Origin of the sequence: Herbaspirillum robiniae, assembly GCF_002213415.1 — a bacterium.
GTDB lineage: Bacteria > Pseudomonadota > Gammaproteobacteria > Burkholderiales > Burkholderiaceae_D > Herbaspirillum > Herbaspirillum robiniae.
Genome location: NZ_NJGU01000018.1, coordinates 17,022 through 43,153, shown reverse-complemented (window position 1 = coordinate 43,153; position 26,132 = coordinate 17,022). Strand labels below are relative to the sequence as shown.

General features: G+C 64.1%; 22 protein-coding genes and 1 tRNA gene. 10 read left to right on the top strand and 13 right to left on the bottom strand.

Annotated features, from left to right (window positions below):
• Positions 1-249: 249 nt before the first annotated feature.
• From ftsH to phoB, 4 genes are all read left to right on the top strand, one after another.
• A complete protein-coding gene (gene ftsH, locus CEJ42_RS23395; protein WP_079215860.1) occupies positions 250-2,139 on the top strand; it encodes an ATP-dependent zinc metalloprotease FtsH in 1,890 nt (629 codons plus the stop codon).
• A gap of 134 nt (positions 2,140-2,273) precedes the next feature.
• Positions 2,274-3,125: a dihydropteroate synthase gene (gene folP / locus CEJ42_RS23390; protein WP_088752726.1), complete on the top strand. Its 852-nt coding sequence runs from the start codon at positions 2,274-2,276 to the stop codon at positions 3,123-3,125.
• 96 nt (positions 3,126-3,221) lie between these two features.
• Complete coding sequence (gene glmM, locus CEJ42_RS23385; protein WP_079215858.1) at positions 3,222-4,556, top strand: phosphoglucosamine mutase; 1,335 nt, start codon at positions 3,222-3,224, stop codon at positions 4,554-4,556.
• A gap of 46 nt (positions 4,557-4,602) precedes the next feature.
• On the top strand, positions 4,603-5,301 hold the full coding sequence (phoB, locus tag CEJ42_RS23380) for a phosphate regulon transcriptional regulator PhoB (RefSeq protein WP_079215857.1): 699 nt from the start codon (positions 4,603-4,605) through the stop codon (positions 5,299-5,301).
• Between the two features lie 115 nt (positions 5,302-5,416).
• Here phoB and CEJ42_RS23375 read toward each other — a convergent pair whose 3' ends face one another.
• Together CEJ42_RS23375 and CEJ42_RS23370 are read right to left on the bottom strand one after the other, a co-directional pair.
• Positions 5,417-6,712, bottom strand: coding sequence for a c-type cytochrome (locus tag CEJ42_RS23375; protein ID WP_088752725.1), 1,296 nt, complete (start codon positions 6,710-6,712; stop codon positions 5,417-5,419).
• Positions 6,709-7,335, bottom strand: a complete 627-nt coding sequence (locus CEJ42_RS23370) for a c-type cytochrome (protein ID WP_088752749.1) — start codon at positions 7,333-7,335, stop codon at positions 6,709-6,711. The genes CEJ42_RS23375 and CEJ42_RS23370 overlap by 4 nt, the downstream gene beginning before the upstream one ends.
• Positions 7,336-7,657: 322 nt before the next feature.
• Here CEJ42_RS23370 and CEJ42_RS23365 point away from each other — a divergent pair.
• Positions 7,658-7,733: transfer RNA gene (locus CEJ42_RS23365), tRNA-Arg, on the top strand.
• 71 nt (positions 7,734-7,804) lie between these two features.
• Here CEJ42_RS23365 and CEJ42_RS23360 read toward each other — a convergent pair.
• Positions 7,805-10,282, bottom strand: coding sequence for a penicillin-binding protein 1A (locus CEJ42_RS23360; protein ID WP_088752724.1), 2,478 nt, complete (start codon positions 10,280-10,282; stop codon positions 7,805-7,807).
• 307 nt (positions 10,283-10,589) lie between these two features.
• Here CEJ42_RS23360 and CEJ42_RS23355 point away from each other — a divergent pair, with 307 nt between their 5' ends.
• On the top strand, positions 10,590-12,515 hold the full coding sequence (locus CEJ42_RS23355) for an ATP-binding cassette domain-containing protein (protein ID WP_088752723.1): 1,926 nt from the start codon (positions 10,590-10,592) through the stop codon (positions 12,513-12,515).
• Between the two features lie 60 nt (positions 12,516-12,575).
• On the opposite strand, the gene CEJ42_RS23350 is transcribed toward CEJ42_RS23355, so the two are convergent.
• Entirely contained in the window at positions 12,576-13,424 is an 849-nt protein-coding gene (locus CEJ42_RS23350; RefSeq protein ID WP_079219165.1) for a SirB1 family protein, read from the bottom strand.
• Between the two features lie 176 nt (positions 13,425-13,600).
• Complete coding sequence (gene murJ / locus CEJ42_RS23345) at positions 13,601-15,154, bottom strand: murein biosynthesis integral membrane protein MurJ (protein WP_079215853.1); 1,554 nt, start codon at positions 15,152-15,154, stop codon at positions 13,601-13,603.
• Positions 15,155-15,556: 402 nt separating this feature from the next.
• Between murJ and rpsT the strand changes: the two genes are divergently transcribed.
• Positions 15,557-15,823, top strand: coding sequence for a 30S ribosomal protein S20 (rpsT, locus tag CEJ42_RS23340; RefSeq protein ID WP_050468109.1), 267 nt, complete (start codon positions 15,557-15,559; stop codon positions 15,821-15,823).
• Between the two features lie 237 nt (positions 15,824-16,060).
• Here rpsT and CEJ42_RS23335 read toward each other — a convergent pair whose 3' ends face one another.
• From CEJ42_RS23335 to CEJ42_RS23330, 3 genes are all read right to left on the bottom strand, one after another.
• Positions 16,061-16,528 (bottom strand): DUF192 domain-containing protein, encoded by a 468-nt coding sequence (locus CEJ42_RS23335; protein ID WP_088752722.1) that lies wholly within the window; start codon positions 16,526-16,528, stop codon positions 16,061-16,063.
• Positions 16,529-16,704: 176 nt separating this feature from the next.
• Positions 16,705-16,875, bottom strand: coding sequence for a hypothetical protein (locus CEJ42_RS25105; RefSeq protein ID WP_006463172.1), 171 nt, complete (start codon positions 16,873-16,875; stop codon positions 16,705-16,707).
• Between the two features lie 178 nt (positions 16,876-17,053).
• The gene (locus CEJ42_RS23330; protein WP_079215851.1) at positions 17,054-17,614 is read right to left on the bottom strand and encodes a pseudouridine synthase; all 561 of its coding nucleotides are present in this window, start codon (positions 17,612-17,614) and stop codon (positions 17,054-17,056) included.
• Positions 17,615-17,810: 196 nt separating this feature from the next.
• Between CEJ42_RS23330 and icd the strand changes: the two genes are divergently transcribed.
• Positions 17,811-19,067: an NADP-dependent isocitrate dehydrogenase gene (gene icd / locus CEJ42_RS23325; RefSeq protein ID WP_079215850.1), complete on the top strand. Its 1,257-nt coding sequence runs from the start codon at positions 17,811-17,813 to the stop codon at positions 19,065-19,067.
• A gap of 179 nt (positions 19,068-19,246) precedes the next feature.
• Here the strand turns inward: icd and cspE are convergent, their stop codons facing one another.
• Entirely contained in the window at positions 19,247-19,450 is a 204-nt protein-coding gene (gene cspE / locus CEJ42_RS23320) for a transcription antiterminator/RNA stability regulator CspE (protein ID WP_079215849.1), read from the bottom strand.
• A gap of 340 nt (positions 19,451-19,790) precedes the next feature.
• Here cspE and clpS point away from each other — a divergent pair, with 340 nt between their 5' ends.
• Together clpS and clpA are read left to right on the top strand one after the other, a co-directional pair.
• Positions 19,791-20,105, top strand: coding sequence for an ATP-dependent Clp protease adapter ClpS (clpS, locus tag CEJ42_RS23315; RefSeq protein WP_079215848.1), 315 nt, complete (start codon positions 19,791-19,793; stop codon positions 20,103-20,105).
• Positions 20,102-22,405 carry an ATP-dependent Clp protease ATP-binding subunit ClpA gene (gene clpA, locus CEJ42_RS23310; protein ID WP_079215847.1) on the top strand — a complete coding sequence of 768 codons (2,304 nt, stop codon included), beginning with the start codon at positions 20,102-20,104 and terminating at the stop codon, positions 22,403-22,405. The genes clpS and clpA overlap by 4 nt, the downstream gene beginning before the upstream one ends.
• 305 nt (positions 22,406-22,710) lie before the next feature.
• On the opposite strand, the gene CEJ42_RS23305 is transcribed toward clpA, so the two are convergent.
• From CEJ42_RS23305 to lspA, 4 genes are all read right to left on the bottom strand, one after another.
• Entirely contained in the window at positions 22,711-23,802 is a 1,092-nt protein-coding gene (locus CEJ42_RS23305; RefSeq protein ID WP_088752721.1) for a M48 family metallopeptidase, read from the bottom strand.
• A gap of 11 nt (positions 23,803-23,813) precedes the next feature.
• A complete protein-coding gene (dut, locus tag CEJ42_RS23300; RefSeq protein ID WP_079215845.1) occupies positions 23,814-24,263 on the bottom strand; it encodes a dUTP diphosphatase in 450 nt (149 codons plus the stop codon).
• A 53-nt stretch (positions 24,264-24,316) separates the two neighbouring features.
• Positions 24,317-25,513: a bifunctional phosphopantothenoylcysteine decarboxylase/phosphopantothenate--cysteine ligase CoaBC gene (gene coaBC, locus CEJ42_RS23295; protein ID WP_088752720.1), complete on the bottom strand. Its 1,197-nt coding sequence runs from the start codon at positions 25,511-25,513 to the stop codon at positions 24,317-24,319.
• A gap of 61 nt (positions 25,514-25,574) precedes the next feature.
• Positions 25,575-26,099 carry a signal peptidase II gene (gene lspA, locus CEJ42_RS23290; protein ID WP_079215843.1) on the bottom strand — a complete coding sequence of 175 codons (525 nt, stop codon included), beginning with the start codon at positions 26,097-26,099 and terminating at the stop codon, positions 25,575-25,577.
• Positions 26,100-26,132 lie beyond the last annotated feature (33 nt).

Below are 26,132 nucleotides of genomic sequence, written 5' to 3'. Positions count from 1 at the left end.
GTCATATCGCCGAGCTGGCTGTCTTTTCGGCAAGATGGATGTAGTTTGCTTCCATCGCCCGATTTTCCGATTCGCGGCTTTTCATGTCGTTGTGGCAACGCGGCGCCAGGGCCAGGGCGCCAAGGTCGCGTTGCTGGCTGACACGGCGTGACGGACGCGGACGGGTGGTTTCCTAGTAAGGGTGTTTGAATCCGGGTAAAATCGGAGCGTACAAAGGCAACGTGGCGCATCGGCGTCGGAGGAGTTCCAGTGAACAACATGTTTTCCAAGGCCGCCATCTGGGTGGTCATCGCGCTCGTACTGTTTATGGTGTTCAAACAGTTCGACAGCCGCAGCACGGCGTCGAATGCCAAGTCGATCGCGTATTCCGACTTCATCACCGAGGTGAAAGCCGGCCACATCAAGGATGCCGTCCTTGAAGGCCCGATGATCGTCGCCACCACGCAGGACGGCAGCAAGGTCAAGACCGCGTCCACCAACCTGGACCGCGGCCTGGTCGGCGACCTGCTCAACAACGGCGTGAAGTTCGACGTCAAGCAGCCGGAAGAGCAATCCTTCCTGTCGCAAGTCTTCATTTCCTGGTTCCCGATGCTGTTGCTGATCGGCGTCTGGATCTTCTTCATGCGCCAGATGCAGGGCGGCGGCAAGGGCGGCGCATTCTCCTTCGGCAAATCGAAGGCGCGCATGCTCGATGAGAACAGCAACTCCGTCACTTTCGCCGACGTCGCCGGTTGCGACGAGGCCAAGGAAGAAGTGCAGGAGCTGGTCGAGTTCCTGCGCGACCCCACCAAGTTCCAGAAGCTGGGCGGCCGCATTCCCCACGGCGTGCTGATGGTCGGTCCCCCGGGTACCGGCAAGACGCTGCTGGCGCGCGCCATCGCGGGCGAAGCCAAGGTGCCGTTCTTCACCATCTCCGGTTCGGACTTCGTTGAAATGTTCGTCGGCGTGGGCGCATCCCGCGTGCGCGACATGTTCGAGAACGCCAAGAAGCACGCTCCCTGCATCATCTTCATCGACGAAATCGACGCCGTCGGTCGCCATCGCGGCGCCGGCATGGGCGGCGGCAACGACGAACGTGAACAGACCCTGAACCAGATGCTGGTCGAGATGGACGGCTTCGAGGCCAACTCGGGCGTCATCGTGATCGCCGCAACCAACCGCGCCGACGTGCTGGACAAGGCGCTGCTGCGTCCGGGCCGTTTCGACCGCCAGGTGATGGTCGGCCTGCCGGACATCCGCGGCCGCGAACAGATCCTGTACGTCCACATGCGCAAGGTGCCTATCGCTCCCGACGTCAAGGCCGACATCCTGGCCCGCGGCACCCCGGGCTTCTCCGGCGCCGACCTGGCCAACCTGGTCAACGAGGCCGCCCTGTTCGCCGCGCGCCGCAACAAGCGCCTGGTCGAGATGCAGGACTTCGAAGACGCCAAGGACAAGATCGTGATGGGCCCGGAACGCAAGTCGGCCGTGATGCGCGAAGAAGAACGCCGCAACACCGCCTACCACGAGTCCGGCCACGCCGTGGTCGCCAAGCTGCTGCCCAAGGCCGATCCGGTCCACAAGGTCACCATCATGCCGCGCGGCTATGCGCTGGGCCTGACCTGGCAGCTGCCTGAGCACGACCGCGTGAACATGTACAAGGACAAGATGCTGGAAGAGATCTCGATCCTGTTCGGTGGCCGTATCGCCGAAGAGATCTTCATGCACCAGATGTCCACCGGCGCTTCCAACGACTTCGAGCGCGCCACCAAGCTGGCCCGCGCGATGGTGACCCGTTACGGCATGTCCGAGACCCTGGGCACCATGGTCTACGAGGATTCCGAGCAGGACGCCTACTTCGGCCGCATGGCTTCCAAGACCGTGTCGGAAGCCACGCAACAGAAGGTTGATGCGGAAATCCGCAGCATCCTGGACGAGCAATACGCACTGGCGCGCAAGCTGCTGGAAGAGAACCGCGACAAGGTCGATGTGATGGCCAAGGCGCTGCTCGAGTGGGAAACGCTGGACGCCGACCAGGTCAACGACATCATGAACGGCGACGAGCCGCGTCCGCCGCGCAACGGCGTGCCGGCCAAGAAGTCCTCCTCGGACAACAACCGTCCGGGCGACATCTCGCCGAACGCGACCGCTCCGGCCTGATCGGCCAGATTGGCCGGTCTGGAGCAAATTGAAGAAGGTGAGGAGAAATCCTCACCTTTTTTTCTGCCCGCTCCATGGGAAAAGTGGCAACATTACGGATTGAGCAACACAGCACGACGAGCAATAACAGCAAGATGACACAAGCATTCCTGAAATGCGGCAGGTTCCGCCTGCCGGTCCAGCAAGGCCGGCGCCCCCTGGTGATGGGTATCCTCAACGTCACGCCGGATTCCTTCTCCGACGGCGGCCGCCACAACTCCCTGGAATTCGCGCTCTCCCATGCCGAGCAGATGATCGCCGACGGCGTCGACATCATCGATATCGGCGGCGAGTCGACCCGGCCGGGTATCGCGCCCCTGTCGCTGGAGCAGGAGCTGGAGCGCGTGATGCCGGTCATCTACGCGCTGCGCGACTGCGGCAAGCCGCTGTCGCTGGATACCTACAAGCCGGCCGTCATGCGCGAGGCGCTGCTGGCCGAGGTCGACATGATCAACGACATCAACGGCTTTCGCGCCGACGGCGCCATCGACGCCGTGAAGGACAGCGAGGCCGGGCTGTGCGTGATGCACATGCAGGGCGAGCCGCAGACCATGCAGCAGGAGCCGCAGTACGGCGACGTCGTGGCCGAGGTGGAGGATTTCCTGCGCCGCCAGGTCGGCCTGATGAGCTCGGCCGGCGTGGCGCGCGAGCGCATCTGCATCGATCCCGGTTTTGGCTTCGGCAAGACAGTAGAGCATAATCTGGCATTGCTGAAGAACACCCGGCGCCTGATCCGCGAGCTCGGTCTGCCGCTGCTGGCGGGCATGTCGCGCAAGTCCATGGTCGGCGCGGTCACCGGAAAACCGCTGGACAAGCGCATGGCCGGCAGCATCGGCGCCGCGCTGGCCGCGGCGCAGCAGGGGGCGATGATCATCCGGGTGCACGATGTGGCCGAGACGGTCGACGCCCTGAACATGTGGCAGGCCGGGCGGGAAGAGAACCAATAAGAACATCGCGCCGCAGCTTGCGGCGCCAAGCATCAATCCAGAACAATTCAGGGACCGATGCCGCCAGGCGCGGCAACCAGTGAGGAAAGGGAAACCATGGCAGCAAAATATTTCGGCACCGACGGCGTGCGCGGCCGCGTGGGCGTAGCGCCCATCACCCCCGATTTCGTGATGCGCCTGGGCTATGCGGCCGGCAAGGTGCTGGCCAAGACCAGGGATGGCGTCGCCAAGCCGACGGTGCTGATCGGCAAGGACACCCGGATTTCCGGCTACATGCTGGAAGCCGCGCTGGAAGCCGGTTTTGCCGCCGCCGGCGTGGACGTCTGGCTGGCCGGCCCGGTGCCGACGCCTGCCGTGGCCTATCTCACGCGCGCGCTGCGCCTGTCCGCGGGCGTGGTGATCTCGGCATCGCACAATCCCTTCCACGACAACGGCATCAAGTTTTTCTCGGCCACCGGCAACAAGCTGCCTGACTCGGTCGAGGCCGACATCGAGGCCGCCCTGGAGCAGCCGATGGACTGCGTTTCTTCCGAAAAGCTCGGCAAGGCGCGCCGCCTGTCGGATGCGCCGGGCCGCTACATCGAATTCTGCAAGAGCACCTTCCCCAACGCCCTTGACCTGCGCGGCATGCGCCTAGTGGTGGACTGCGCGCATGGCGCGGCCTACAACATCGCGCCGCACGTGTTCCACGAGCTGGGCGCCGAGGTCATCACCATCGGCAACCAACCCGACGGCCTGAACATCAACGAAGACTGCGGCGCCACGTCGCCCAAGGCGCTGGCCGGGTCGGTGCGCGAATTCCGCGCCGACCTGGGCATCGCCCTGGACGGCGACGCCGACCGCCTGCTGATGGTCGATGCCACCGGCCGCGTCTACAATGGCGACGAGCTGCTGTACCTGATGGTGAAGGATCGCCTGGCGACCGGCCCGGTGGCCGGCGCGGTCGGCACGCTGATGACCAACATGGCGCTGCAGGTCGCCTTCAAGAAGATGGGCGTCGGCTTCGAGCGCGCCAAGGTGGGCGACCGCTACGTGCTGGAGGTCCTGCAGGAGAAGGGCTGGGTGCTGGGCGGCGAAGGCTCGGGCCACCTGCTGTGCCTGGACAAGCACACCACCGGCGACGGCATCGTCTCGGCGCTGCAGGTACTCTCGGCCTTGAAGCGCAGCGGCCAGAGCCTGGAGCAGATGACCGCCGACCTGAAGCTGTTCCCGCAGGCGCTGGTCAACGTCAAGATCCCGGCCGGCTATGACTGGAAATCCAATACCGCGCTGCAGGCCGAGAAGGCCGCGGTGGAAGAGAGCCTGGGCGAGCGCGGCCGCGTGCTGCTGCGTCCGTCGGGCACCGAACCGCTGATCCGGGTGATGGTCGAGGCCGAAGAGGCCGAACTGGCGCGCAGCATGGCCCAGCGCATCGCCGACAAGGTCTTGTAACAGCACCGGAGCGCAACGCCGTTTCGTATTTTCAGACAGAAGGACGATGTCAAAAGAGTTACCCCAAATCCTGCTGGTGGAAGATGAGCCCGCCATTGCCGAGCTCCTGCGTTTCACGATGCAGGGCGCCGGCTTCGCGACCATCGTCGCCACCGATGTCGCGCAGGCGCGCAGGCAGATCGCCGAGTCGCTGCCGCATGCCGTGCTGCTGGACTGGATGCTGCCCGACAGCTCGGGCCTGGCGCTGCTCTCCGAGCTGCGGCGCGACCAGCGCACCGCGGCGCTGCCGGTCATCATGCTGACCGCCAAGGGCATGGAGGAAGACAAGGTCAAGGGCCTGAACGAAGGCGCCGACGACTACGTGACCAAGCCGTTCTCGCCCAAGGAACTGGTGGCGCGCGTGCAGGCGCTGCTGCGCAGGAAGACGCCGGAAATCGGCAGCCAGGCGCTGAAGTACGGCGACATCAGCATCGACGTGGAACGTCGCCAGGTGTCGCTGGCAAACCGTCCGGTGGCGCTGGACCAGGCCGAGTTCAAGCTGCTGCGCTACCTGGTGGCGCATCCGGACCGCATCTTCTCGCGCGCCCAGCTGCTGGACAAGGTGTGGGGCGACCACACCTTCATCGAGGAGCGTACCGTGGATGTGCACATCATGCGCCTGCGCAAGTCGCTGGGCGACCTGTCGCATTACGTGCAGACGGTGCGCGGCGTCGGTTACCGGATGAGCGCGGAAGCGCAGGATTGAGCCGCAACCGCGCAGTCATGAAAAAAGCGATCCCCGGGATCGCTTTTTTTATGTCGGCGTCGCGCTAGCGGTTCCGGCTGCTCTCATCACCTTGCTCATCACGCGACTCGCCACATTACTCAGCAGGCACGCTGCGGTAGCGATTGACGTCCGACGGTGACACGAATCCCCCGCGGTTGTCCCAGCTGTTGCGGATGTAGGAGACCACCGCCGCCACTTCCTGGTCGGAAAGCCTGGGGCCGAACGGCGGCATGCCGAAGGGATAGGGATTGCCCGCGGTCGACGGCGGGAAGCCGCCGTTGAGCACCACGCGGATCGCATTCACCGCCAGCGGGCCGTTGACGGCCTGGTTGCCGTTCAGCGGCGGGTAGTCCGGGGCGACGCCCTGGCCGCGGCTGGCATGGCAATCCACGCAGAGTTCTCCGTAGAGCTTCTTGCCCTGCGTCATGATGCGCTCGGCTTCGGCCGCCTCCGGTTGCCGGGCTGGCGAATCAGAGTGCGCGTCGGCGGCCGGCAGCGATTTCAGATAGAGCGCCATGGCCGCGATGTCGTCGTCTTCCAGATATTGCAGGCTGCGCCCGACCACTTCAGCCATCGGACCGAAGACCGCGCCGTGCGGCGAGACGCCGGTCTTGAGCAGCGCCTGCAGGTGCGCCGGGTCCCACTTGCCCAGTCCGGTGTCGGCGTGCGAATTGAGCGGCGGCGCGTACCAGTCCAGCCCGAGGACCATGCCGCCGGCCAGCTGCGCCGCATTGACGCTGGCGCCGAAGGCATTGCGCTCGCTGTGGCAGGCCGCGCAATGGCCGATGCCCTGGGTCAGGTAGGCGCCGCGATTCCACTGCGCGCTCTGTCCGGCGTCCGGACGGAATTCTCCCGGTTCGAAGAACAGCGCGCGCCAGCCCGCCAGCAGGAAGCGCTGGTCATAGGGGAAGCGCAGCGCGTGCTCCTGGTTGGGGCGGCCGACGGCGGGAAGGGATTGCAGGTAGGCGAACAGCGCGTCGGTGTCGTCGCGCGTCAGTTTGGTGTAGCTGGTGAAAGGGAAGGCCGGGTAGAGGAAGCTGCCGTCCCGGGAGCGTCCGTGATGCAGCGCGCGCCAGAAGTCGTCGGCGCTCCAGCGGCCGATGCCGGTTTCCCTGTCCGGCGTGATGTTGCTGGAATAGATGGCGCCGTAGGGCGTGGCGATCGCCCGGCCGCCGGCGTAGGCGGCGCCGCCGCGCATCGTATGACAGGCCATGCAGTTGCCGGCGCGGGCGAGGTATTGGCCACGCTGGACCTGCTGCGCACGGTCCGTGACCGGGGAGGGCGAGCCGGGGTCTTCCGGGCGCAAGGCCTGCCATGCCAGCACCGCGGCGGGAACCACGATGACGGCGGCGACAATGGCTGCCAATGCGCCTCGCAGCACGCGCCTCATCGCGCGGCTCCGGTTTGCGTCATGCTGCCGCAGTGCATGGGCAACTGGGCCTGCGGCGTGGGGGCGGGCGCCGCGTTGGCGGGCAGCGGTTGCGCCGACAGCCAGCTGCTGGCGGCATTGATGTCTTCGGGCGTTAATTCATGCGCGATGGACGCCATGCAGTCCGGCGCGCGCGCCTTGCGCACGCCGTTGCGCCAGGCTCCCAGCTGGGCATTGATGTAGTCGCGCGGCAGGCCGAGCAAGCCGGGGATCGCCGGCTGCACGCCGGTCAGCGCGGCGCCATGGCAGGCGGCGCAGGCCGGGATGCGTCGTTCCTTGACGCCTTCGCGCACCAGCGCGCGGCCGCGCTCGAGCACGGCGGCTGAGGCCTCGACCGGCGCCGGCGGCGGATAGGGCGGATGTTCCTGGGCGAAGAAGGCGGCGATCTGGTGCAGGTAGTCGTCCGAGAGATTGGCCAGCAGATAATTCATCATCGGATACTGGCGCCGGCCGTCGCGGAAATTCTGCAGCTGGTTGAACAGGTAGGTTTCCGGCTTGCCGGCAATGCGCGGGTAATAGCCGTCGGCGGTGGCGCGGCCTTCCTTGCCATGGCAGGCGGTACAGGCGGCCACCCGTTCGGCCATGCCGGGCGGCACGGTGGGCGGCGCCGCTTGTGCAAGTCCGCCGTAGCCGCAGCAGGCGGCCAGCAGCGCCAGCGCTTTGCACGCGGCCGGCAGGCGCTGGATCCAGCGAAACAAGATGGGTACTGACCTCAAGCGGGTCTTCCTTTCTCGGGAGGGCCGGGGCCGCCGCGAAGCCCGGCGACGCGCCTATTGTAGTGGAAGCGGCCGCGCCGCCGTTCCATACATGGCCCATACATCCGCGCGCAAACAACAGGGATGCCGCCGCAGCGCGCCCGCTCGGCTTTGCAAGGCCGGTCGCAGCGGATACAATAGCGCCCTTGCTGCCCCCGTAGCTCAGTGGATAGAGCGATCCCCTCCTAAGGGATAGGTCACACGTTCGATCCGTGTCGGGGGCGCCAGCATAAAAAAAAGCGCAGAAGATATCTTCTGCGCTTTTTTCATTTCAGCCGGGGTTGCCGCATGCGCGGATTCAATGCCCCTGGTTCGTGCTCTCCAGGAAACGCCGCGAGGCTTCGTTGGGCGCGCGTGCGCCCGGGCTGGACGTGGCCGGAGGCGGCGAGCCGGACTGCGTGCCCGGGGCGTTGGGCATGGGCTGGCCGCCGGCAGGCGAGGACGGCGACTGGCTCGGCGTCCATCCGAAGAAGTTGGAGATCGCGTCCACCACCGTCACGCCGACATTGGTGACCAGGCCGTTTTCCGGCGTGAAGTTGTCGTAGTACGGCTCGCCGTCGATGAAGCGGATGCCGTCCGGTACCGGCTGGTCGAACTGCGGCACGCCCTTCAGGGCCTTGGCCATGTAGTCGGTCCAGATCGGCAGCGCCAGCTGGGCGCCGAATTCCATGCCGCCCAGGCTCTTGGGCTGGTCGTAACCCATCCACACGACGGTCGCCAGCGTGCGCTGGTAACCGGCGAACCAGCCGTCGAAGGCTTCGTTGGTGGTGCCGGTCTTGCCGGCCAGGTCGGTGCGGCCGATGCTGTTGCTGCGCGCGCCGGTGCCGCGCTGGGCCACCGACTTCAGCAGGTTGGTCATCATGTAGCTGTTGCGCTCGGCCATCACGCGCGGCGCGCCGCTGCCGACCACCAGCGGATCCGCCTTGGAGAGCTCCTTGCCGCGCGCGTCGGTGATGCGCGAAATCAGGTAGGGCTGGATCCGGTAGCCGCCGTTGGCAAACACCGAGTAAGCCGCCGACAGTTGCAGCGGGTTGGTCTGGCCGGCGCCCAGCGCCATCGGCAGGTAGGGCGGCACCTTGTCGGGGTCGAAGCCGTAGGTGGCGGTGATGAAGTCCTTGGCATAGGGCACGCCGATGTTGTCCAGCGTGCGGATGGCCACCAGGTTGACCGACTTCTGCAGCGCCGTGCGCACCGTCATCGGGCCGGCCGGCGTTTCATCATCCTTGGGTTCCCAGTTCGGCTGGCCGGGGCCGGCCGGGTAGGAGACCGGCGCGTCGTTGACGATGGAGGCCGGGGCGAAGCCCTTCTCCAGCGCCGCCGAATAGATGAAGGGCTTAAAGGTCGAGCCCGGCTGGCGCCATGCCTGCGTCACATGGTTGAAGTTGTTCTGGGTGAAGTCGAAACCGCCCACCAGCGCGCGGATGGAGCCGTCCTGCGGCACCACCGACACCAGCGCCGCTTCCACCTGCGGCAGCTGCACGATCTGCCAGTTCTGCTTGGCGTCCTGCATCACGCGCACCAGCGAACCGGGCTGGATGCGCACTTCCTTCTTGGCCTTCTCGGACAGCGCATTGGCCACGAAGCGCAGCGCATCGCCCTTGATGGTGATCTTGTCGCCCGAGCGCAGCACCGCATCGATCTGCTTGGGGCCGGCGGCCACGACCACGGCGGCGAGGATGTCGTCGTTGTCGGGATGGTCGTCCATCACATCGTCGATGGCGGCGGCGCGCTCCTCGGCGTTCGAGGGCAGCTCCACGGTCTCTTCCGGGCCGCGGTAGCCGTGGCGGCGGTCGTAGTCCATCACGCCCTTGCGCACGGCCAGATAGGCGGCCTGCTGGTCGGCCGCGTTGACGGTGGTGTAGACGTTGAAGCCCTGGGTATAGGTGTCTTCCTTGTACTGCGCGTACACCATCTGGCGCACCATTTCATTGACGTACTCGGCGTGCACGGTGTACTGGCTGCCGGGCGCGCGCACCTTCAGTTCTTCCTTGGCGGCCTGGTCATACTGCGCCTGGGTGATGAAGCCGACGTCCAGCATGCGCTGCAGGATGTATTGCTGGCGGATGTGGGCGCGCTTGGGATTGACGATGGGGTTGTAGGCCGAGGGCGCCTTGGGCAGGCCGGCCAGCATCGCGGCTTCGGCCAGGGTGACGTCCTTGAGGTCCTTGCCGAAATAGGTGCGGGCGGCGGCGGCGAAGCCGAAGGCGCGTTGTCCCAGGTAGATCTGGTTCATGTAGACCTCGAGGATCTGGTCCTTGGTCAGCGCGTTTTCGATCTTGTTGGCCAGCAGCACCTCATACAGCTTGCGGGAGATGGTCTTTTCCTTGGTCAGGAACACATTGCGCGCCACCTGCATGGTGATGGTGGAGGCGCCCTGGGAGGCGCTGCCGCGCAGCACGTCGGCGGCCAGCGCGCGGGCGATGCCGATGTAGTCGATGCCGCCGTGCTGGTAGAAGCGGTAGTCCTCGATCGCCAGCACGGCATTCTTCATGTCGGCCGGAATGTCGTCCAGCTTGACCAGGCTGCGCTTTTCCTCGCCGAATTCGCCCAGCAGCACCTTGTCTTCCGACCAGATGCGCAGCGGCACCTTGGGCCGGTAGTCGGTGATCAGGTCCAGCGAGGGCAGGCGCGGGTTGATGAAGATCAGCGCATAGACCACCAGCAGCGCGCCGGCGATGGCGAGGCCGAGGATGGACAGTCCGATGAACTTGGCAATGTTGGGATTGAGGAAGCCGCGTTGACGGCGCAGCGGGCCAGGGGATGTGATGAGAGGCATGGATTGAGCGGGAATCTGGATGCGCTATCTTACAGCATCGGGCCGCCCGGCCCGGCGCAGCGGCCCGGGGCAGTGCTTAACAGAATGTAAAAGATGTTTCGGCCGGCCCCGGGAGCTGCTTTTGCGGGGCAAGTCGACGCCATTTCGATACCGCCGGGCAAACAATCGGCGCGCCGGGCGCTTTTGGCGCGGTTGCGGAAGCTTTTCCCGGCCGCAGTCGGTACAATGCCGCTCTTGCGCGCCTTTCCGGCGCTTTTTACGCATCCTTCGCGCGGCCCCGGCCGCCGCACATCACGCAGATCACGCTATGGCAGTCATTTCCCTTACCGACGCGCAACTGGCCTTCGGCCACGTGGCGCTCCTCGACCACGCCGAATTCTCGCTGGAAACCGGCGAACGCATCGGCCTGATCGGCCGCAACGGCACCGGCAAGTCCTCGCTGCTGAAGATCATCGCCGGCCGCTCCAAGCTCGACGACGGCCTGTTGGTGATGCAGCAGGGCCTGAAGATCGCCTATGTCGACCAGGAGCCGCATTTCCCGGAAGAGATGACCGTGTTCGATGCGGTGGCCTCGGGCCTGGGCGAACTGCCGGGGCTGCTTGCAGAGTATGAAGCCATCACCGGCCAGTTCGGCGGCGACAACGACGACGCCCTGCTGGAACGCATGCACCAGATCCAGACCGTGCTGGACGCGGCGGACGCCTGGTCGATCGGCAACAAGGTCGAGACCACGCTGGACAAGCTCAACCTGAACCGCGACGCGAAGATCGGCGAGCTCTCCGGCGGCATGAAAAAACGCGTGGCGCTGGCCTGCGGCCTGGTCGGCAACCCCGACGTGCTGTTGCTGGACGAGCCGACCAACCACCTCGATTTCGGCTCCATCCTGTGGCTGGAAGGCTTGCTGCGCGACTTCAAGGGCAGCATCCTGTTCATCACCCACGATCGTTCCTTCCTGGACAACGTCTCGACCCGCATCATCGAGCTCGACCGCGGCAAGATCCTGTCCTTCCCGGGCAATTTCACCACCTACCAGGCGCGCAAGGCAGAACTGCTGGCCAACGAGGAAGTGGAAAACGCCAAGTTCGACAAATTCCTGGCGCAGGAAGAAGTCTGGATCCGCAAGGGCGTGCAGGCCCGCCGCACCCGCGACGAAGGCCGCGTGCGCCGCCTCGAAGCCTTGCGCGTGCAGCGCAGCGAACGGCGCGACCGGCAAGGCCAGGTCAAGCTGGAAGTGGGTACCGGCGAGCGCTCGGGCAAGATCGTGGCGGAGCTGGAAAACGTCAACAAGGCCTACGGCCCTAAGACCATCGTGCGCGATTTCTCGTCCATCCTGATGCGTGGCGACAAGGTCGGCCTGATCGGCCAGAACGGCGCCGGCAAGACCACGCTGCTCAAGCTCATCCTCGGCGAGGAAGCGCCCGACAGCGGCATCGTCAAGCAGGGCACCAAGATGCAGGTCGCGTACTTCGACCAGATGCGCGCGCAGCTCAATGAAGAGACCAGCCTGGCCGACACCATCGCGCCGGGCAGCGACTGGGTCGAGATCAACGGCCAGCGCAAGCACGTGATGACCTATCTCTCGGACTTCCTGTTCGCGCCCGAGCGCGCCCGCTCGCCGGTGCGCACACTGTCCGGCGGCGAACGCAACCGCCTGCTGCTGGCGCGCCTGTTCGCCAAGCCGGCCAACGTGCTGGTGCTGGACGAGCCGACCAACGACCTCGACATCGACACCCTCGAGCTGCTGGAGGAACTGCTGGAAGAGTATGAAGGCACCGTGTTCCTGGTCAGCCACGACCGCATGTTCCTGGACAACGTGGTGACCCAGGTGATCGCCTCCGAAGGCAACGGCATGTGGCGCGAATATGTCGGCGGCTACAGCGACTGGGAGCGCGTGCGTCCCGCGCCGGGCGCGGCGGCCAAGCCGGCGGCGAAGGGCGAGAAGACCGAGGTGAAGGCCGAGTCGACCATGGCCGCGCCGGCCCCGGCGCCCGTCGCTCCCCAGGCGCCGAAGAAGAAGCTCAGCTACAAGGAGCAGCGCGAGCTGGAAGAGCTGCCCAAGCGCATCGCCGAGCTGGAGGCGGAGCAGAAGATCATCTCGGACAAGCTGGCCGATCCGGAGCTCTACAAGAGCAACGCCGATGAAGTGGTGAAGCTCAACGAGCGCTTTGCCGAGATCGATGAAGAGTTGCTGACCAGCCTGGAGCGCTGGGAAGAGATCGACGGGCGCAAATAAGCAAATGAATGACGCGCCGCCCCGCGATGTGCGAGGCGGCGCGTCAGCGTATCACCGGTCTCAGTTGGGTTTGCGCAGCGCTTCGCGCAGGTCCGGCAGCATCTCGCGCAGGTTCTGCGCATCTTCCGCATGCGGGCGCAGCGCCAGGTAGGCTTCGAGGTCTTCCAGCGCGGCCTGGGCCAGGCCGAGGTTGGCGCTGGCCAGCCCGCGATCGCGCCGTTCGGTGATTTCCTCGGGCAGCAGGATCACCAGCCGCTCCTGCACATCCAGCACCTGTTGCCAGCGCTGGCTTTCCATGAAGATGGCCTTGAGGTTGCGCAGCATGCGCGCCAGGATCTCGCGCGGGTGCGCCGCGCGCAGGTAAGCCGCCAGCGGCAGCTCGTCGCCGAAATCCTCGTCCTGCTGGTGCTCGAGATAGGGTTCCAGGCGCTCCTCCAGCTCCTCCCGCGAGAGGCTGGAGCCGTTCATCGGATCGAGCACGATCTCGCCCGACTGCACCGACAGCTTCATCAGGAAGTGGCCGGGGAAGGACACGCCCTTCATGTCCAGCCCCACCTGCTGGGCCAGCTCGATGTAGAGCACCGCCAGCGAAATCGGGATGCCGCGCCGGGTCGCGATGACGCGGTGCAGGTAGCTGTTGTCGGGATCGTAATAGTTGTTGATGTTGCCGGCGAAGGCCATTTCCTGGAAGAAGAAATGGTTGAGCATGCGCAGCTTCTGGATCTGCGATGCATCGTCCGGCAGGCGCTGGCGGAGCTTCATCGCGAGAGAGTCGAGCTCGAACTCCTGCTCGGAGAAATCCATCTCGGGATAAAAGTCCTGACCTAGCGTCAAGGCCGATTCGAACAAGGGGATCGAGTCGTCCTGGCGCACCAGCGAAGCAAAATATTCGAGGGAGGTGAGCGTCATGCCGTTCATCCTATCAAAATATTTTGGGCGGCGTCACGCATGAAAACGCCGCAGGAAAAATTCTTGTTGTTTCCTGCGGGCAGCTCTGGCAGCGCACGCCGCCACGGTTTATGCTCTACCTCTTCGGCTCTTGCCGCCCGGCTCCTGTTGCTCGGCTCCTGTTGCCGCGTCGGTTCTTAGCGGCGCGCGATGCGCTTGAATTCGCGCAGCCGGAATCCCATCGCGAACAGCGGCCCGAAATACGCGAGCCCGCACACTGCCATCACCAGTCCGAGTGCGCCCACGCGCAGCAGCGGATGGGCGCGCAACGCGATCCAGTCGAACTTCCCGCCCAGCCACAGCGCCACCCCCGCCAGCACGAACAGCGCGCCGGCCAGTCGCACCAGGAACAGGCCCCAGCCCGGACGCGGCACATAGATCTGGCGGCGGCGCAGTCCCCAATACAGGAAACCGGCGTTCAGGCATGCGCCCAGGCCGATCGACAGCGCCAGGCCGGCATGCGCGAACATGGGCACGAAGAGGCTGTTCATCAGCTGGGTGGCGATCAGCACGCCCACGGCGATGATCACCGGCGTGCGGATGTCCTGCTTGGCGTAGAAGCCGGGCGCCAGGATCTTCACCATGATCAGGCCGATCAGCCCGACGCCGTAGGCCACCAGCGCGTGGCCGGTCATGGTCACCGACAGGTTGTCGAATTTGCCATAGTGGAAGAGGGTGGCCGTCAGCGGCTCGGACAGCGTGGCCAGGCCCACCGCGGCCGGCATGGCCAGCATGAAGGTCAGGCGCAGGCCCCAGTCGAGCAGGGCCGAGTATTCGTCGGTGTCCTTGGCCGCATGCGCGTTGGCCAGGCTGGGCAGCAGGATGGTGCCCAGCGCCACGCCCAGCAGCGCAGTGGGGAACTCCATCAGGCGGTCGGCGTACGAGAGCCAGGAGACGCTGCCGTGTTCCAGACGGGAGGCGATGTTGGTATTGATCATCAGGCTGATCTGCGCGGCCGAGACGGCGAACACCGCCGGCCCCATCTTTTGCAGCACGCGCTTCACGCCGGCGTCGGAGAGGCCCAGCATCGGGTTCCAGTACAGGCGCGGCAGCATGCCGATCTTCATCAGCGCCGGCACCTGGATCGCCACCTGCAGCACGCCGCCCACCAGCACGGCGAAGGCCATGGCGTAGATCGGCTGCTCCATGAACGGCGCCACGAACAGCGAGGCGACGATGAAGGCCAGGTTCAGCAGCACCGAGGTGAAGGCGGGGATCTTGAACTCCTTCCAGGTGTTCAGGATGCCGCCGGCCAGCGCCACGAACGCCATGAAGCCGATATAGGGGAACATGATGCGCGTCATCACCACCGAGGCGTGGAAGGCGTCCGGGTTGTATTGCAGGCCGGTGGCGATGAAGTAGACCACGAAGGGCGTGGCCACGATGCCGGCCACGCAGGTCGCCAGCATCACCCACATCAGCACGGTGGCGACATGGTCGACGAGATGCTTGGTTTCTTCGGCGCCGCGCTGGTTCTTGTATTCGGCCAGGATGGGCACGAAGGCCTGCGAAAACGCGCCTTCGGCGAACAGGCGGCGCAACAGGTTGGGAATCCGGAAGGCGATGTTGAAGGCGTCGGTGTAGGCAGAGGCGCCGAAGGCGCGGGCAAACAGGATTTCGCGGACCAGTCCGGTGATGCGCGAGAGCATCGTCATGCCGGAAATGGCGGCTAGCGTTTTATGCAAGTTCATGGTGCGGCATTATAGCGGCGCGGCCCGGGAGGCGGCCGTCCGTTGCGGGTGAATCGGTGTTCGCGGCCGATGAGCCCGGGCTCATCGGATGGGGCGGTAGAGTACTTTGTTTTCGAATCGGTTCGGTGCTTGTATGAAATTTCTTTATTGCAACGGATGCGGCCTGTGGACTTGCCTGGTCGTCGTCGTTTGCCGGGATGGGGGTTCCGATAGCGGGTCCGCAGCCGGATGTAAGGGAGGCTTTTGGCCTGATAGCAACGGAAGACGGGGAATTCGTGGCCGATCGGGCAAGGTATTTGCCCTGTTCGGGAAAAATGGATATAATCCGATGCTTTACAGAATTTGGCATCGCGAGTCCCCGGGGTTTGCGGCGCACTACGACTCTCGATTTAGGATAATTTCATGGCAAATACCGCACAGGCACGCAAGCGTGCACGTCAAGCAGTTAAGCAAAACGCGCACAACTCGAGCCAGCGTTCGACCCTGCGCACCGCAATCAAGGCTGTTCGCAAGGCAATCGCCGGCGGCGACAAGGCTGCTGCAACCTCCGTGTTCCAGGCTTCCGTGTCGACCATCGACAGCATCGCCGACAAGAAGATCATCCACAAGAACAAGGCTGCTCGCCACAAGAGCCGTCTGGCTGCTGCCCTGAAGGCCCTGGCTGCCTAATTCGCCGGTCTTCGGCCGGGGTTGATCCCCGGTTCGCAGTACAAGAAAACCCGTCTGGAAACAGGCGGGTTTTTGCATTTCTGCGCTGTCTTGCTGCGCCAGATGAATTTGCGCGCGTGGATCAGGCAAGCGGGTCGCTGGTAGGCGGGCCGCAGCTCGGCGGGCCGGACAGGCGTCCTGCGTCGCCGGGCGTCACGCACACCGGGCTGAACCCGGCGCGCATGGCGAACTACATCCTCATTTGGCGGGCAAGCCGTCGATTTTGGTGCCCGGCTTGATGTTCTTTTGCTTGAACCAGCCCTTGTTCATCTCCAGCGCATAGGTCGCGCCGCGCTTGGCGCAGTGCGAATCCAGCGTCTGCTCCTTCATTTCCTCGATGTTGATGATCACGCCCTTCTCGTCCATGAAGGCGACCGACAGCGGAATCAGCGTGTTCTTCATCCACATGCATACCCCGGCCGGCGCGCCGAACAGGAACAGCATGCCTTCGTTATCCCCCATCTTCTCGCGGAACATCAGGCCCTGTTCGCGCTCGGCCTCGGTCTGCGCGACCTCGGCCTTGATCAGGTGGATGCCGATGTTGAGCTGGGTGGTCGGGAAGTGGCGCACTTGCGGGGTCTGCGCGATCGCGCTGGTGGCGCAGGCGGCGGCCAGCAGGGCGGCGGCGGTGTTGAGGCAAAGGCGGGAAAGAATGGGTTGGCGCATGATCGATGTTTGTTTTTGGTCAATCCGGGAAATGCGGGACAGCAGGATTATAGCGATCCGACAGGCAGGTGCAGTGGCCTCACCGGCAGTCGGGCCCGGCGGCGCGGGCGTTTTTTGCTGCGGAAATGAAAAAAGGCAGGACTAGCCTGCCTTTTTTAGAATTGCGCGGACGCTAATTACTTAGCTTCAGCTGCCTTCTTTGCCTTCTTGGCTTTCTTGGCCTTCTTGGCCTTCTTTGCCTTCGGAGCAGCGGCTTCTGCCTTCGGAGCTTCCGGAGCGGCCGGAGCTTGTGCGAAAGCGGCAGTAGCGAACAGACCAGCGATCAGAGCGGCGATCAATTTTTTCATTTTGCGTCCTTCAATTCAACATGTTAGGGATGTGAGGCAAACGATGATTCGTGCGAATCACTGACAATAACGGCAGCCATGGTCGGAGGTTGACAGGCTTCATCATCTTTTTTGTGAGTATTTGAACGGCTGGATCAAATTGATGATGTCGTTCTGTCAATCATTCCCGCCGTGTCGTTCATTTTTCCAGTTCTGCGGGATCCACCTCCCGCCATTCGCCCGGCAGCACCGGATGCGTGGCCAGGGAAAACGGGCCGATGGCGATGCGCACCAGCCTGAGCGTCGGCAGGCCCACAGCGGCGGTCATGCGACGCACTTGGCGGTTCTTGCCTTCGCTGATGGTCAGTGCGATCCAGCTGGTCGGCTGGTTCTTGCGCTCGCGGATGGGCGGATTGCGCGGCCACATCCATTCGGGCTCCTGGATCAGCCTGGCCTGGCTGCCCTGCGTGACGAAGTCGCCCAGGTCCAGCGGGTCGCGCAGCTGCTGCAGCGCCGGCAGCGAGGCGCTGCCTTCCACCTGCGCCAGGTAGGTCTTGGGCTGCTTGCGGCGCGGGTGGCTGATCTCGTGCTGCAGCTTGCCGTCGTCGGTGAGCAGCAGCAGGCCCTCGCTGTCGGCGTCGAGGCGGCCGGCGGGATAGACGTTGGGGATATCGATGTAGTCGGAGAGCGTCTCGCGCTCGGCATGGGCCGAGAACTGGCTCATGACCTGGAAGGGCTTGTTGAATAAGATGAGAGGCATGCGCTAGTGTCGCAAAATCAGGGGCTTACGTAAAATCCTCGCATAGATCGGGGCAAAATCGCGGCGCATTGCCGGGCATCCAGGGTGAAATTGGCCGTGTCCGCTGGCCGCGCCGCGCATTCTTTCTGCTCACCTTCGCGAAATCTCTTAAAATTCCCCGCTTGTCAGCAATATTGCCCAATCGCCGGAGACCACGATGTCGTACCAACATATCCAAGTGCCAGCCGAAGGACGGAAGATCACCGCCAACGCCGATCACACCCTGAACGTCCCCACCAACCCGATCATTCCCTACATCCTGGGCGACGGCATCGGCGTGGACGTCACGCCGGTGATGCTGAAGGTGGTCGACGCCGCAGTGGAGAAGGCCTACGGCGGCGAGCGCAAGATCCACTGGATGGAAATCTACGCCGGCGAGAAGGCGACCAAGGTCTACGGCCCGAATGTGTGGATGCCGGACGAGACGCTGGAAGTGGTGAAGGATTACCTGGTCTCGATCAAGGGACCGCTGACCACGCCGGTGGGCGGCGGCATCCGTTCGCTCAACGTCACCTTGCGCCAGCACCTGGACCTGTATGTGTGCCTGCGCCCGGTGCGCTACTTCAAGGGCGTTCCCTCGCCGCTGCGTGAGCCCGAAAAGACCGACATGGTGGTCTTCCGCGAAAACTCGGAAGACATCTACGCCGGCATCGAATGGCAGGCCGGTTCGCCGGAAGTGGGCAAGGTGATCGATTTCCTGACCAAGGAAATGGGCGTCAAGAAGCTGCGTTTCCCCGAGACCTCGGCCCTGGGCATCAAGCCGGTGTCGCGCGAGGGCACCGAGCGCTTGGTGCGCCAGGCGATCCAGTACGCGATCGACCATGACAAGCCCTCGGTGACGCTGGTCCACAAGGGCAACATCATGAAGTTCACCGAAGGCGCCTTCCGCGACTGGGGCTACGCGCTGGCGGCGCGCGAGTTCGGCGCCGAGCTGATCGACGACGGTCCGTGGATGCGCCTGAAGAATCCCAAGACCGGTCGCCAGATCCTGATCAAGGACGCCATCACCGACGCCTTCTTCCTGCAGGTGCTGATGCGTCCGGCCGAATACAGCGTGATCGCCACGCTGAACCTGAACGGCGACTACATCTCCGACGCCGTGGCGGCGCAGGTGGGCGGCATCGGCATCGCGCCGGGCGCCAACATGTCGGATTCGGTCGCGATGTTCGAGGCGACCCACGGCACCGCACCCAAGTACGCCGGCAAGGACTACGTCAATCCGGGCTCGATCATCCTGTCGGCCGAAATGATGCTGCGCCACATGGGCTGGATCGAAGCCGCCGACCTGATCATCGATGCGATGCAGAAGTCGGTCTCGTCCAAGCGCGTGACCTACGACTTCGCCCGCCTGCTGGAGGGCGCGACCCAGGTGTCGTGCTCGGGATTCGGCGACGTGATGATCGAGAACATGTGAGGGCAGGAAGTTTTCTGCAAAGCAAAAAGCCGGGCGATGCGCGGTTTTTTGTTGCGCTGCGCATTTCCCGCAGGGGGAGGTGGTCTCCATCGGGGAAGGGCGCGCATCATGCCGCCGCCGAAAGCGCCGCTGAAATGAAAAAAGCCCCGCAATGCGGGGCTTTTCAGCAGCAGGGCCAATTAGCCTTGCTGGATGTTCGAAGCTTGCTTGCCCTTGGGGCCTTGCGTGACGTCAAACTGGACTTTTTGACCTTCTTTCAGGGTCTTGAAGCCGTTCATCTGGATTGCGGAGAAGTGCGCAAACAAATCCTCACCGCCGTCATCCGGAGTGATAAAGCCAAAGCCTTTGGAATCGTTGAACCACTTAACAGTACCTGTTGCCATAAAAGCATCTTTCAAATTTTAAACTATCACACGAGCCGTTAAAGCAAGAAGCATCGCGCGTCACGCAGCCCCCCTTAAACCGTGCCCCCTTTACATCTCTTCAGCATTGACAAGCAGTAACTACTAATCAATGAATTCCATTCTTCTCGGTAAAAATCCAAAAGTCAAGCAGTTTTCAACTTAAAGATTGGCCGCCTGTTCACTCGATCGACCTCGCCACCCTTGAATTAGGATAAATCATCGTCATCTGCGCAACATCGGGAAAACGCGTAATATCTCTCTCATCTAGATGTTACGTGATCATTGTGCGTTGCACAGCTTTGATGGTCGAATAAAACGCATGGCAACCAAGCACGAAAACGGTGGCGGTACCGTCCTGGAGCGACAGGAGGCGAAACTTAAGCCGCCCCCTATGTACCAAGTTCTGTTGTTGAACGATGACTATACGCCGATGGAATTCGTCGTCGCAGTCATCCAGGAGTATTTCAACAAGGACCGTGAAACTGCGACGCAGATCATGCTCAAGGTTCACCGCGATGGGAAGGGAATGTGTGGTGTGTATCCCAAAGATATCGCATCCACAAAAGTGGAACTCGTTTTAACCCACGCTCGAAAGGCAGGGCATCCCCTGCAATGCGTGATGGAGGAAGCATGATTGCGCAGGAACTTGAAGTCAGTTTGCATATGGCCTTTGTCGAAGCCAGACAATCGCGTCATGAATTCATTACCGTGGAGCATCTGCTGCTCGCGCTGCTGGACAACCCGTCCGCCGCCGAAGTGCTGCGCGCCTGCTCGGTGAACATTGACGATTTGCGCAAGACGCTGACCAATTTCATCACCGACAATACGCCGACCGTACCCGGCACCAACGAAGTGGACACGCAGCCCACGCTGGGCTTCCAGCGCGTGATCCAGCGCGCGATCATGCACGTGCAGTCGGCTTCCAACGGCAAGAAGGAAGTAACCGGCGCCAACGTGCTGGTGGCCATCTTCGGCGAGAAGGATTCGCACGCGGTGTACTACCTGCACCAGCAGGGCGTGACCCGCCTGGACGTGGTCAATTTCATTTCGCACGGCGTGCGCAAGGACCAGCAGGCCGATCCGCAGAAGGCCCCGGAAGGCGCCGAGGACGTGCAGGCCGAAGGCCAGCAGAAGGAAAGCCCGCTCGACCAGTTCACCCAGAACCTCAACAAGGCCGCCGCCGAGGGCAAGATCGACCCGCTGATCGGCCGCGAGTCCGAAGTCGAGCGCGTGATCCAGACCCTGTGCCGCCGCCGCAAGAACAACCCGCTGCTCGTCGGCGAAGCCGGCGTGGGCAAGACCGCCATCGCCGAAGGCCTGGCATGGCGCGTGACGCAGGGCGACGTGCCCGAGATCCTGAAGAACGCCGTCGTGTACTCGCTCGACATGGGCGCGCTGCTGGCCGGCACCAAGTACCGCGGCGACTTCGAGCAGCGCCTGAAGGCGGTGTTGAAGCAGCTCAAGGACAGCCCCAACGGCATCCTCTTCATCGACGAGATCCACACCATCATCGGCGCCGGTTCGGCCTCGGGCGGTACGCTGGATGCGTCCAATCTGTTGAAGCCGGCGCTCTCCAGCGGCCAGCTGAAGTGCATCGGCGCGACCACCTACACCGAATTCCGCGGCGTCTTCGAAAAAGACCACGCGCTGTCGCGTCGCTTCCAGAAGATCGACGTCAACGAGCCGACCGTCGAGCAGACCGTGCAGATCCTGCGCGGCCTGAAGTCCAAGTTCGAAGAGCACCACGGCGTGAAGTATTCCGCTTCGGCGCTGACTTCGGCGGCCGAACTGGCGGCCCGCTTCATCAACGACCGTCATCTGCCCGACAAGGCGATCGACGTCATCGACGAAGCCGGCGCCGCTCAGCGCATCCTGCCGAAGTCCAAGCAGAAGAAGACCATCGGCAAGCCCGAGATCGAAGAGATCATCTCGAAGATCGCGCGCATCCCGCCGCAGTCGGTCAACCAGGACGACCGCGCCAAGCTGCAGACCATCGACCGCGACCTGAAGAACGTCGTGTTCGGCCAGGATCCCGCCATCGAGGCATTGTCGTCCGCCATCAAGATGGCGCGCGCCGGCCTGGGCAAGACCGACAAGCCGATCGGCTCCTTCCTGTTCTCCGGCCCGACCGGCGTGGGCAAGACCGAAGTCGCCAAGCAGCTGGCCTTCATCCTGGGCATCGAGCTGGTGCGTTTCGACATGTCCGAATACATGGAGCGCCACGCGGTGAGCCGCCTGATCGGCGCGCCGCCGGGCTACGTCGGCTTCGACCAGGGCGGCCTGCTGACCGAAGCCGTCAACAAGAAGCCGCACGCCGTGCTGCTGCTGGACGAAATCGAGAAGGCGCATCCCGACATCTTCAACATCCTGTTGCAGGTGATGGACCATGGCACGCTGACCGACAACAACGGCCGCAAGACCGACTTCCGCAACGTGATCATCATCATGACCACCAACGCGGGCGCCGAGAGCCTGCAGAAGCGCACCATCGGCTTCACCGAGAAGAAGGAAGCCGGCGACGAGATGGCGGACATCAAGCGCATGTTCACGCCCGAGTTCCGCAACCGCCTGGATGCGATCATCAGCTTCCGCCCGCTGGACGAGGAAATCATCCTGCGCGTGGTCGACAAGTTCCTGATGCAGCTGGAAGAGCAGCTGCACGAGAAGAAGGTGGAAGCCGTCTTCTCGGAAAGCCTGCGCAAGTTCCTGGGCAAGAAGGGCTTCGATCCGCTGATGGGCGCACGCCCGATGTCGCGCCTGATCCAGGACATGATCCGCAAGGCGCTGGCCGACGAACTGCTGTTCGGCAAGCTGGTCAACGGCGGACGCGTGACCGTGGAGATGGACGACAAGGACCAGGTCAAGCTGGAGTTCCCCGAAGGCGACGACTCCTCCCCGCCGGAAGAGCCGCAGGAAAAGCTGGAAGTGGAATAAGCCTTTTCGGGCGAGACCGCTGCAACGAAAAAGCCGGAACGATTGTTCCGGCTTTTTTTTATCCACATGTAGTGGGTGTCGCCTTCATGGCACGCGTTCTGCACACCACCGGTTCACATCCCCGTCCCCGTCATCCTGACGAAAGTCAGGATCCAGCGTCGTTCACCGTTCATCGTCGCTGCCGGCAAACGACACTGGATCCCGGCCTGCGCCGGGATGACGGAGCGTGAATGGCGCCCACGAGAGAAACAAAAACGGCGCGGAAGCACATCCTTCCGCGCCGTTTTCATTCAAGCCGCAACGCGTCAGGGCACCAGCGGCTTGCCTGCCTCCTGCTTGGCCTTCACGATCTGCGTCACCTTGTCGATCATCGCCAGGCGATAGGTGATCGACGGATGCAGCGCGGTGTAGCCATTGGTCACGCTGGCCGGATACTGGTCCGCCAGGCGCTTCCAGAACGCCGGCACATTGTCGATGCCATAGCCGGCGCGCGCCAGCAGGTAGAGCGACAAGGTGTCGGCGGCGGCGTCCAGGTCCTGCGGATAGACGCGGATGCCGGCAGTGCCGGCGGTCGTGGTCGGATCCGGATGCGGCAGCAGCAGGTTGTCGATCACCTCGGCGATGGTCGACACCATGCGCTGGCGGATCGCGTGGCCGAGGATGTTGTGCGCCATGTCCTTGGCGATCAGGTAGGCCAGTTCTTCATCGCTCTGGACGAACTTCATCATGCCGCGGGTTATCAGCACGCGACGGCCGTCGGCGTAGGTGTTGACGTTGTCGGCATTGCCCAGCTCGATGCTGAAGGCGCAGGCGAAGGTCAGCGGTACATTCAGGTCGCGTTGCTGGTTGCCGCGCTGCACGCCCAGGCTGATCGGCGCCTTCTTGACCACCAGCGGGGACAGCAGCACCGCCGCCTGGCGCTCGGCATCGGTGCCTTGCGGCATCGGCTTGCCGGCCACCGAGGTCAGGATGTCGCCGCGCTGGATGCCGGCCTGTTCGGCGCCGCTGCCGGGCAGCACGCCGGTGACCTGCAGGCGGTCGTCATAACCCAGGCTGCGCGCGGTCTCGGCGTATTCGATCGGGAAGGAATACCTGTTCTTGGCGGTGAAGCCCAGCAGGTTGCGCGCATTGCCGCGGCACAGCTGGGCGTTGGTGGTCAGCAAGGGCGCGGCGACGCGGTAGAGGCGGTCCTGCTGCGCGATCAGTTCGCGCAGCTGCTTCTGCTGCGCGGTTTCCGCAGGCTTGGGCGCCTGCACGGCCACCGGCGGCGGCGCCTTGCCGGGAGCGGCGGGCACGCCGCCCGGCTCTTGCGTGGCGCACGCGGCCAGCACGGCCAGCGGCGCCAGGGCGGCGATACTTCTTATCTTCTGCCACGCGGGCATGTGGGGTGCGAACATTCTTTTCTCCGTCAGTGTTTGCCGGTGCTGCCGAAACCGCCGGCGCCGCGCTCGCTGCTGTCGAATTCTTCCACCACATTGAAACCGACCTGCAGCACCGGGACGATCACCAGCTGCGCCAGGCGTTCCATCGGGTTTAGGACAAATTCGGTACTGCCGCGGTTCCATGTCGAGACCATCAGCTGGCCCTGGTAGTCCGAGTCGATCAGGCCGACCAGGTTGCCGAGTACGATGCCATGCTTGTGGCCCATGCCGCTGCGCGGCAGGATCACCGCGGCATAGTTGGGATCGGCCAGGTGGATCGCCAGGCCGGTGGGGATCAGGTGGGTGCTGCCGGGGGCGATGGTCAGCGGCGCATCGATGCAGGCGCGCAGGTCGAGGCCGGCGCTGCCAGGCGTCGCGTAGGCGGGCAGCTGGTCTTTCATGCGCGGGTCGAGGATCTTGATGTCGATAGTCTTCATGGATGCTGGGTTGGGTGAAAAGGCACGGCCCGCAGAGGCGGGCCGTGTCGGGTTCAGGACGCCATGCGGCGCGCGATTTCGCGCACCAGCTGGCGCGCCAGGGTTTGCTTGTCCGCACGCGGCAGGCTGGTATGGCCTTGCTCGTCGAACAGCGTCAGGGAGTTGTCGTCGCGGCCGAAGGTCTGGTGGCCGATATTGCCCACCAGCAGCGGGATGTTCTTCTTGACCCGCTTGGCCGCGCCGTATTGTTCGAGGTTTTCGGACTCCGCCGCGAAGCCCACGCAATAGGGGCGCTGCGGCAGGGCGGCGACGCCGGCGAGAATGTCCGGGTTCTGCGCGAACTCCAGGTGCAGCGTGTCGTCGTCGGCGTTCTTCTTCAGTTTCTGTCCGCTGGCATTGGCCACACGCCAGTCGGCCACCGCCGCCACGGCTACGAACAGGTCCTGCCCGGCGACGTTGGCCATCACCGCGTCGTGCATCTGCTGCGCAGTCTGCACGTCGATGCGGCGCACGCCATAGGGAGTCTCCAGCGCGGTCGGGCCGGACACCAGCGTGACCTCGGCGCCGGCTTCACGTGCGGCGCGCGCCACGGCATAGCCCATCTTGCCGGAGGACAGGTTGGTGATGCCGCGCACCGGGTCGATCGGCTCAAACGTCGGGCCGGCGGTCAGCAGCACGCGGCGGCCTGCCAGCACCTTGGGCTGGAAGGCGGCGATGATCTCTTCCATCAACTGCGCCGGTTCCAGCATGCGGCCTTCGCCCATCTCGCCGCAGGCCTGCGCGCCGGCGTCCGGGCCGAGCAGCAGGATGCCGTCGGCGCGCAGCTGGCGCACGTTGCGCTGGGTGGCCGGGTTCTGCCACATCTCCACGTTCATGGCCGGCGCCACCATCAGCGGCACGTGGGCCGGACGGGCGATGCACAGCGTGGAGAGCAGGTCGTCGCAGGCGCCGTGCGCCAGCTTGGAAATGAAATCGGTGGAGCAGGGCACGATCACGACCGCATCCGCGTCGCGCGTGAGGTTGATGTGCGGCATGTTGTTCTCCATGCGCGCATCCCACTGGTCGGTGTAGACGGTATTGCCGGTCAGCGCCTGCATCGTCACCGCAGTGATGAACTGGGTGGCCGCGGCGGTCATCACGACCTGCACCGACGCGCCGGCGCGTCCCAGTTCGCGCGCCAGCATCGCGGCCTTGTAGCAGGCCACGCCGCCGGTCAGGCCGAGTACGATTTTCTTGCCAGCGAGATCCATCTTCTTGCTCCCGGAATGAGGCGAAGCGCAGCTTCGCGCGAGCGGACCGGCGAACCGGTCTTTACTTCTTGGAAACCCGGCGCAGTTCGTCCACGACGAACAATACCGCACCTACGCAAATCGCACTATCGGCCACATTGAAGGCCGGCCAGTGCCAGTTGCCCACGAAGACGTCGAGGAAGTCGATCACGTGGCCATAGGCGACGCGGTCGATCACATTGCCGATGGCGCCGCCCAGGATCAGCGCCAGCGCCCAGCAGAACATGCGCTGGCCCGGATGCTTGCGCAGCAGGTGGATGATGAACACCGCCGCGCCGATGCCAATGGCGGTGAACAGGTAGCGCTGCCAGCCGTTGCTGGCGGCCAGGAAGCTGAAGGCCGCGCCCTTGTTGTAGACCAGCACCAGGTTGAAGAAGCCGGTCACCGGCAGCGACTCGCCGTAGTGGAACAGTTTCAGGATGGTGATCTTGGTCAGCTGGTCCAGCAGCAGCACGATGGTGGCGATGCCCAGCCAGGGCAGGAGGCCCTGCGCGGTGGCGGTCGAGCCGGATGAAGAGGGACGGGAAGGACGCTTTTTGGTTGCCATGGGTGTTGTTGTTTGAGTTTGCCGCTTCCCGTC

Excerpts from the sequence above, each read along its gene's own strand:
- icd (WP_079215850.1), top strand. The coding sequence starts at position 17,811 with ATGTCGTACCAACATATCCAAGTGCCAGCCGAAGGACGGAAGATCACC.
- folP (WP_088752726.1), top strand. The coding sequence starts at position 2,274 with ATGACACAAGCATTCCTGAAATGCGGCAGGTTCCGCCTGCCGGTCCAG.
- CEJ42_RS23350 (WP_079219165.1), bottom strand. The coding sequence starts at position 13,424 with ATGACGCTCACCTCCCTCGAATATTTTGCTTCGCTGGTGCGCCAGGAC.
- rpsT (WP_050468109.1), top strand. The coding sequence starts at position 15,557 with ATGGCAAATACCGCACAGGCACGCAAGCGTGCACGTCAAGCAGTTAAG.
- CEJ42_RS23355 (WP_088752723.1), top strand. The coding sequence starts at position 10,590 with ATGGCAGTCATTTCCCTTACCGACGCGCAACTGGCCTTCGGCCACGTG.
- CEJ42_RS23360 (WP_088752724.1), bottom strand. The coding sequence starts at position 10,282 with ATGCCTCTCATCACATCCCCTGGCCCGCTGCGCCGTCAACGCGGCTTC.
- clpS (WP_079215848.1), top strand. The coding sequence starts at position 19,791 with ATGGCAACCAAGCACGAAAACGGTGGCGGTACCGTCCTGGAGCGACAG.
- phoB (WP_079215857.1), top strand. The coding sequence starts at position 4,603 with ATGTCAAAAGAGTTACCCCAAATCCTGCTGGTGGAAGATGAGCCCGCC.
- murJ (WP_079215853.1), bottom strand. The coding sequence starts at position 15,154 with ATGAACTTGCATAAAACGCTAGCCGCCATTTCCGGCATGACGATGCTC.
- coaBC (WP_088752720.1), bottom strand. The coding sequence starts at position 25,513 with ATGGATCTCGCTGGCAAGAAAATCGTACTCGGCCTGACCGGCGGCGTG.
- CEJ42_RS23370 (WP_088752749.1), bottom strand. The coding sequence starts at position 7,335 with ATGGCCGAACGGGTGGCCGCCTGTACCGCCTGCCATGGCAAGGAAGGC.
- CEJ42_RS23375 (WP_088752725.1), bottom strand. The coding sequence starts at position 6,712 with ATGAGGCGCGTGCTGCGAGGCGCATTGGCAGCCATTGTCGCCGCCGTC.
- CEJ42_RS25105 (WP_006463172.1), bottom strand. The coding sequence starts at position 16,875 with ATGAAAAAATTGATCGCCGCTCTGATCGCTGGTCTGTTCGCTACTGCC.
- cspE (WP_079215849.1), bottom strand. The coding sequence starts at position 19,450 with ATGGCAACAGGTACTGTTAAGTGGTTCAACGATTCCAAAGGCTTTGGC.
- dut (WP_079215845.1), bottom strand. The coding sequence starts at position 24,263 with ATGAAGACTATCGACATCAAGATCCTCGACCCGCGCATGAAAGACCAG.
- CEJ42_RS23305 (WP_088752721.1), bottom strand. The coding sequence starts at position 23,802 with ATGTTCGCACCCCACATGCCCGCGTGGCAGAAGATAAGAAGTATCGCC.
- lspA (WP_079215843.1), bottom strand. The coding sequence starts at position 26,099 with ATGGCAACCAAAAAGCGTCCTTCCCGTCCCTCTTCATCCGGCTCGACC.
- CEJ42_RS23330 (WP_079215851.1), bottom strand. The coding sequence starts at position 17,614 with ATGCCTCTCATCTTATTCAACAAGCCCTTCCAGGTCATGAGCCAGTTC.
- clpA (WP_079215847.1), top strand. The coding sequence starts at position 20,102 with ATGATTGCGCAGGAACTTGAAGTCAGTTTGCATATGGCCTTTGTCGAA.
- CEJ42_RS23335 (WP_088752722.1), bottom strand. The coding sequence starts at position 16,528 with ATGCGCCAACCCATTCTTTCCCGCCTTTGCCTCAACACCGCCGCCGCC.
- glmM (WP_079215858.1), top strand. The coding sequence starts at position 3,222 with ATGGCAGCAAAATATTTCGGCACCGACGGCGTGCGCGGCCGCGTGGGC.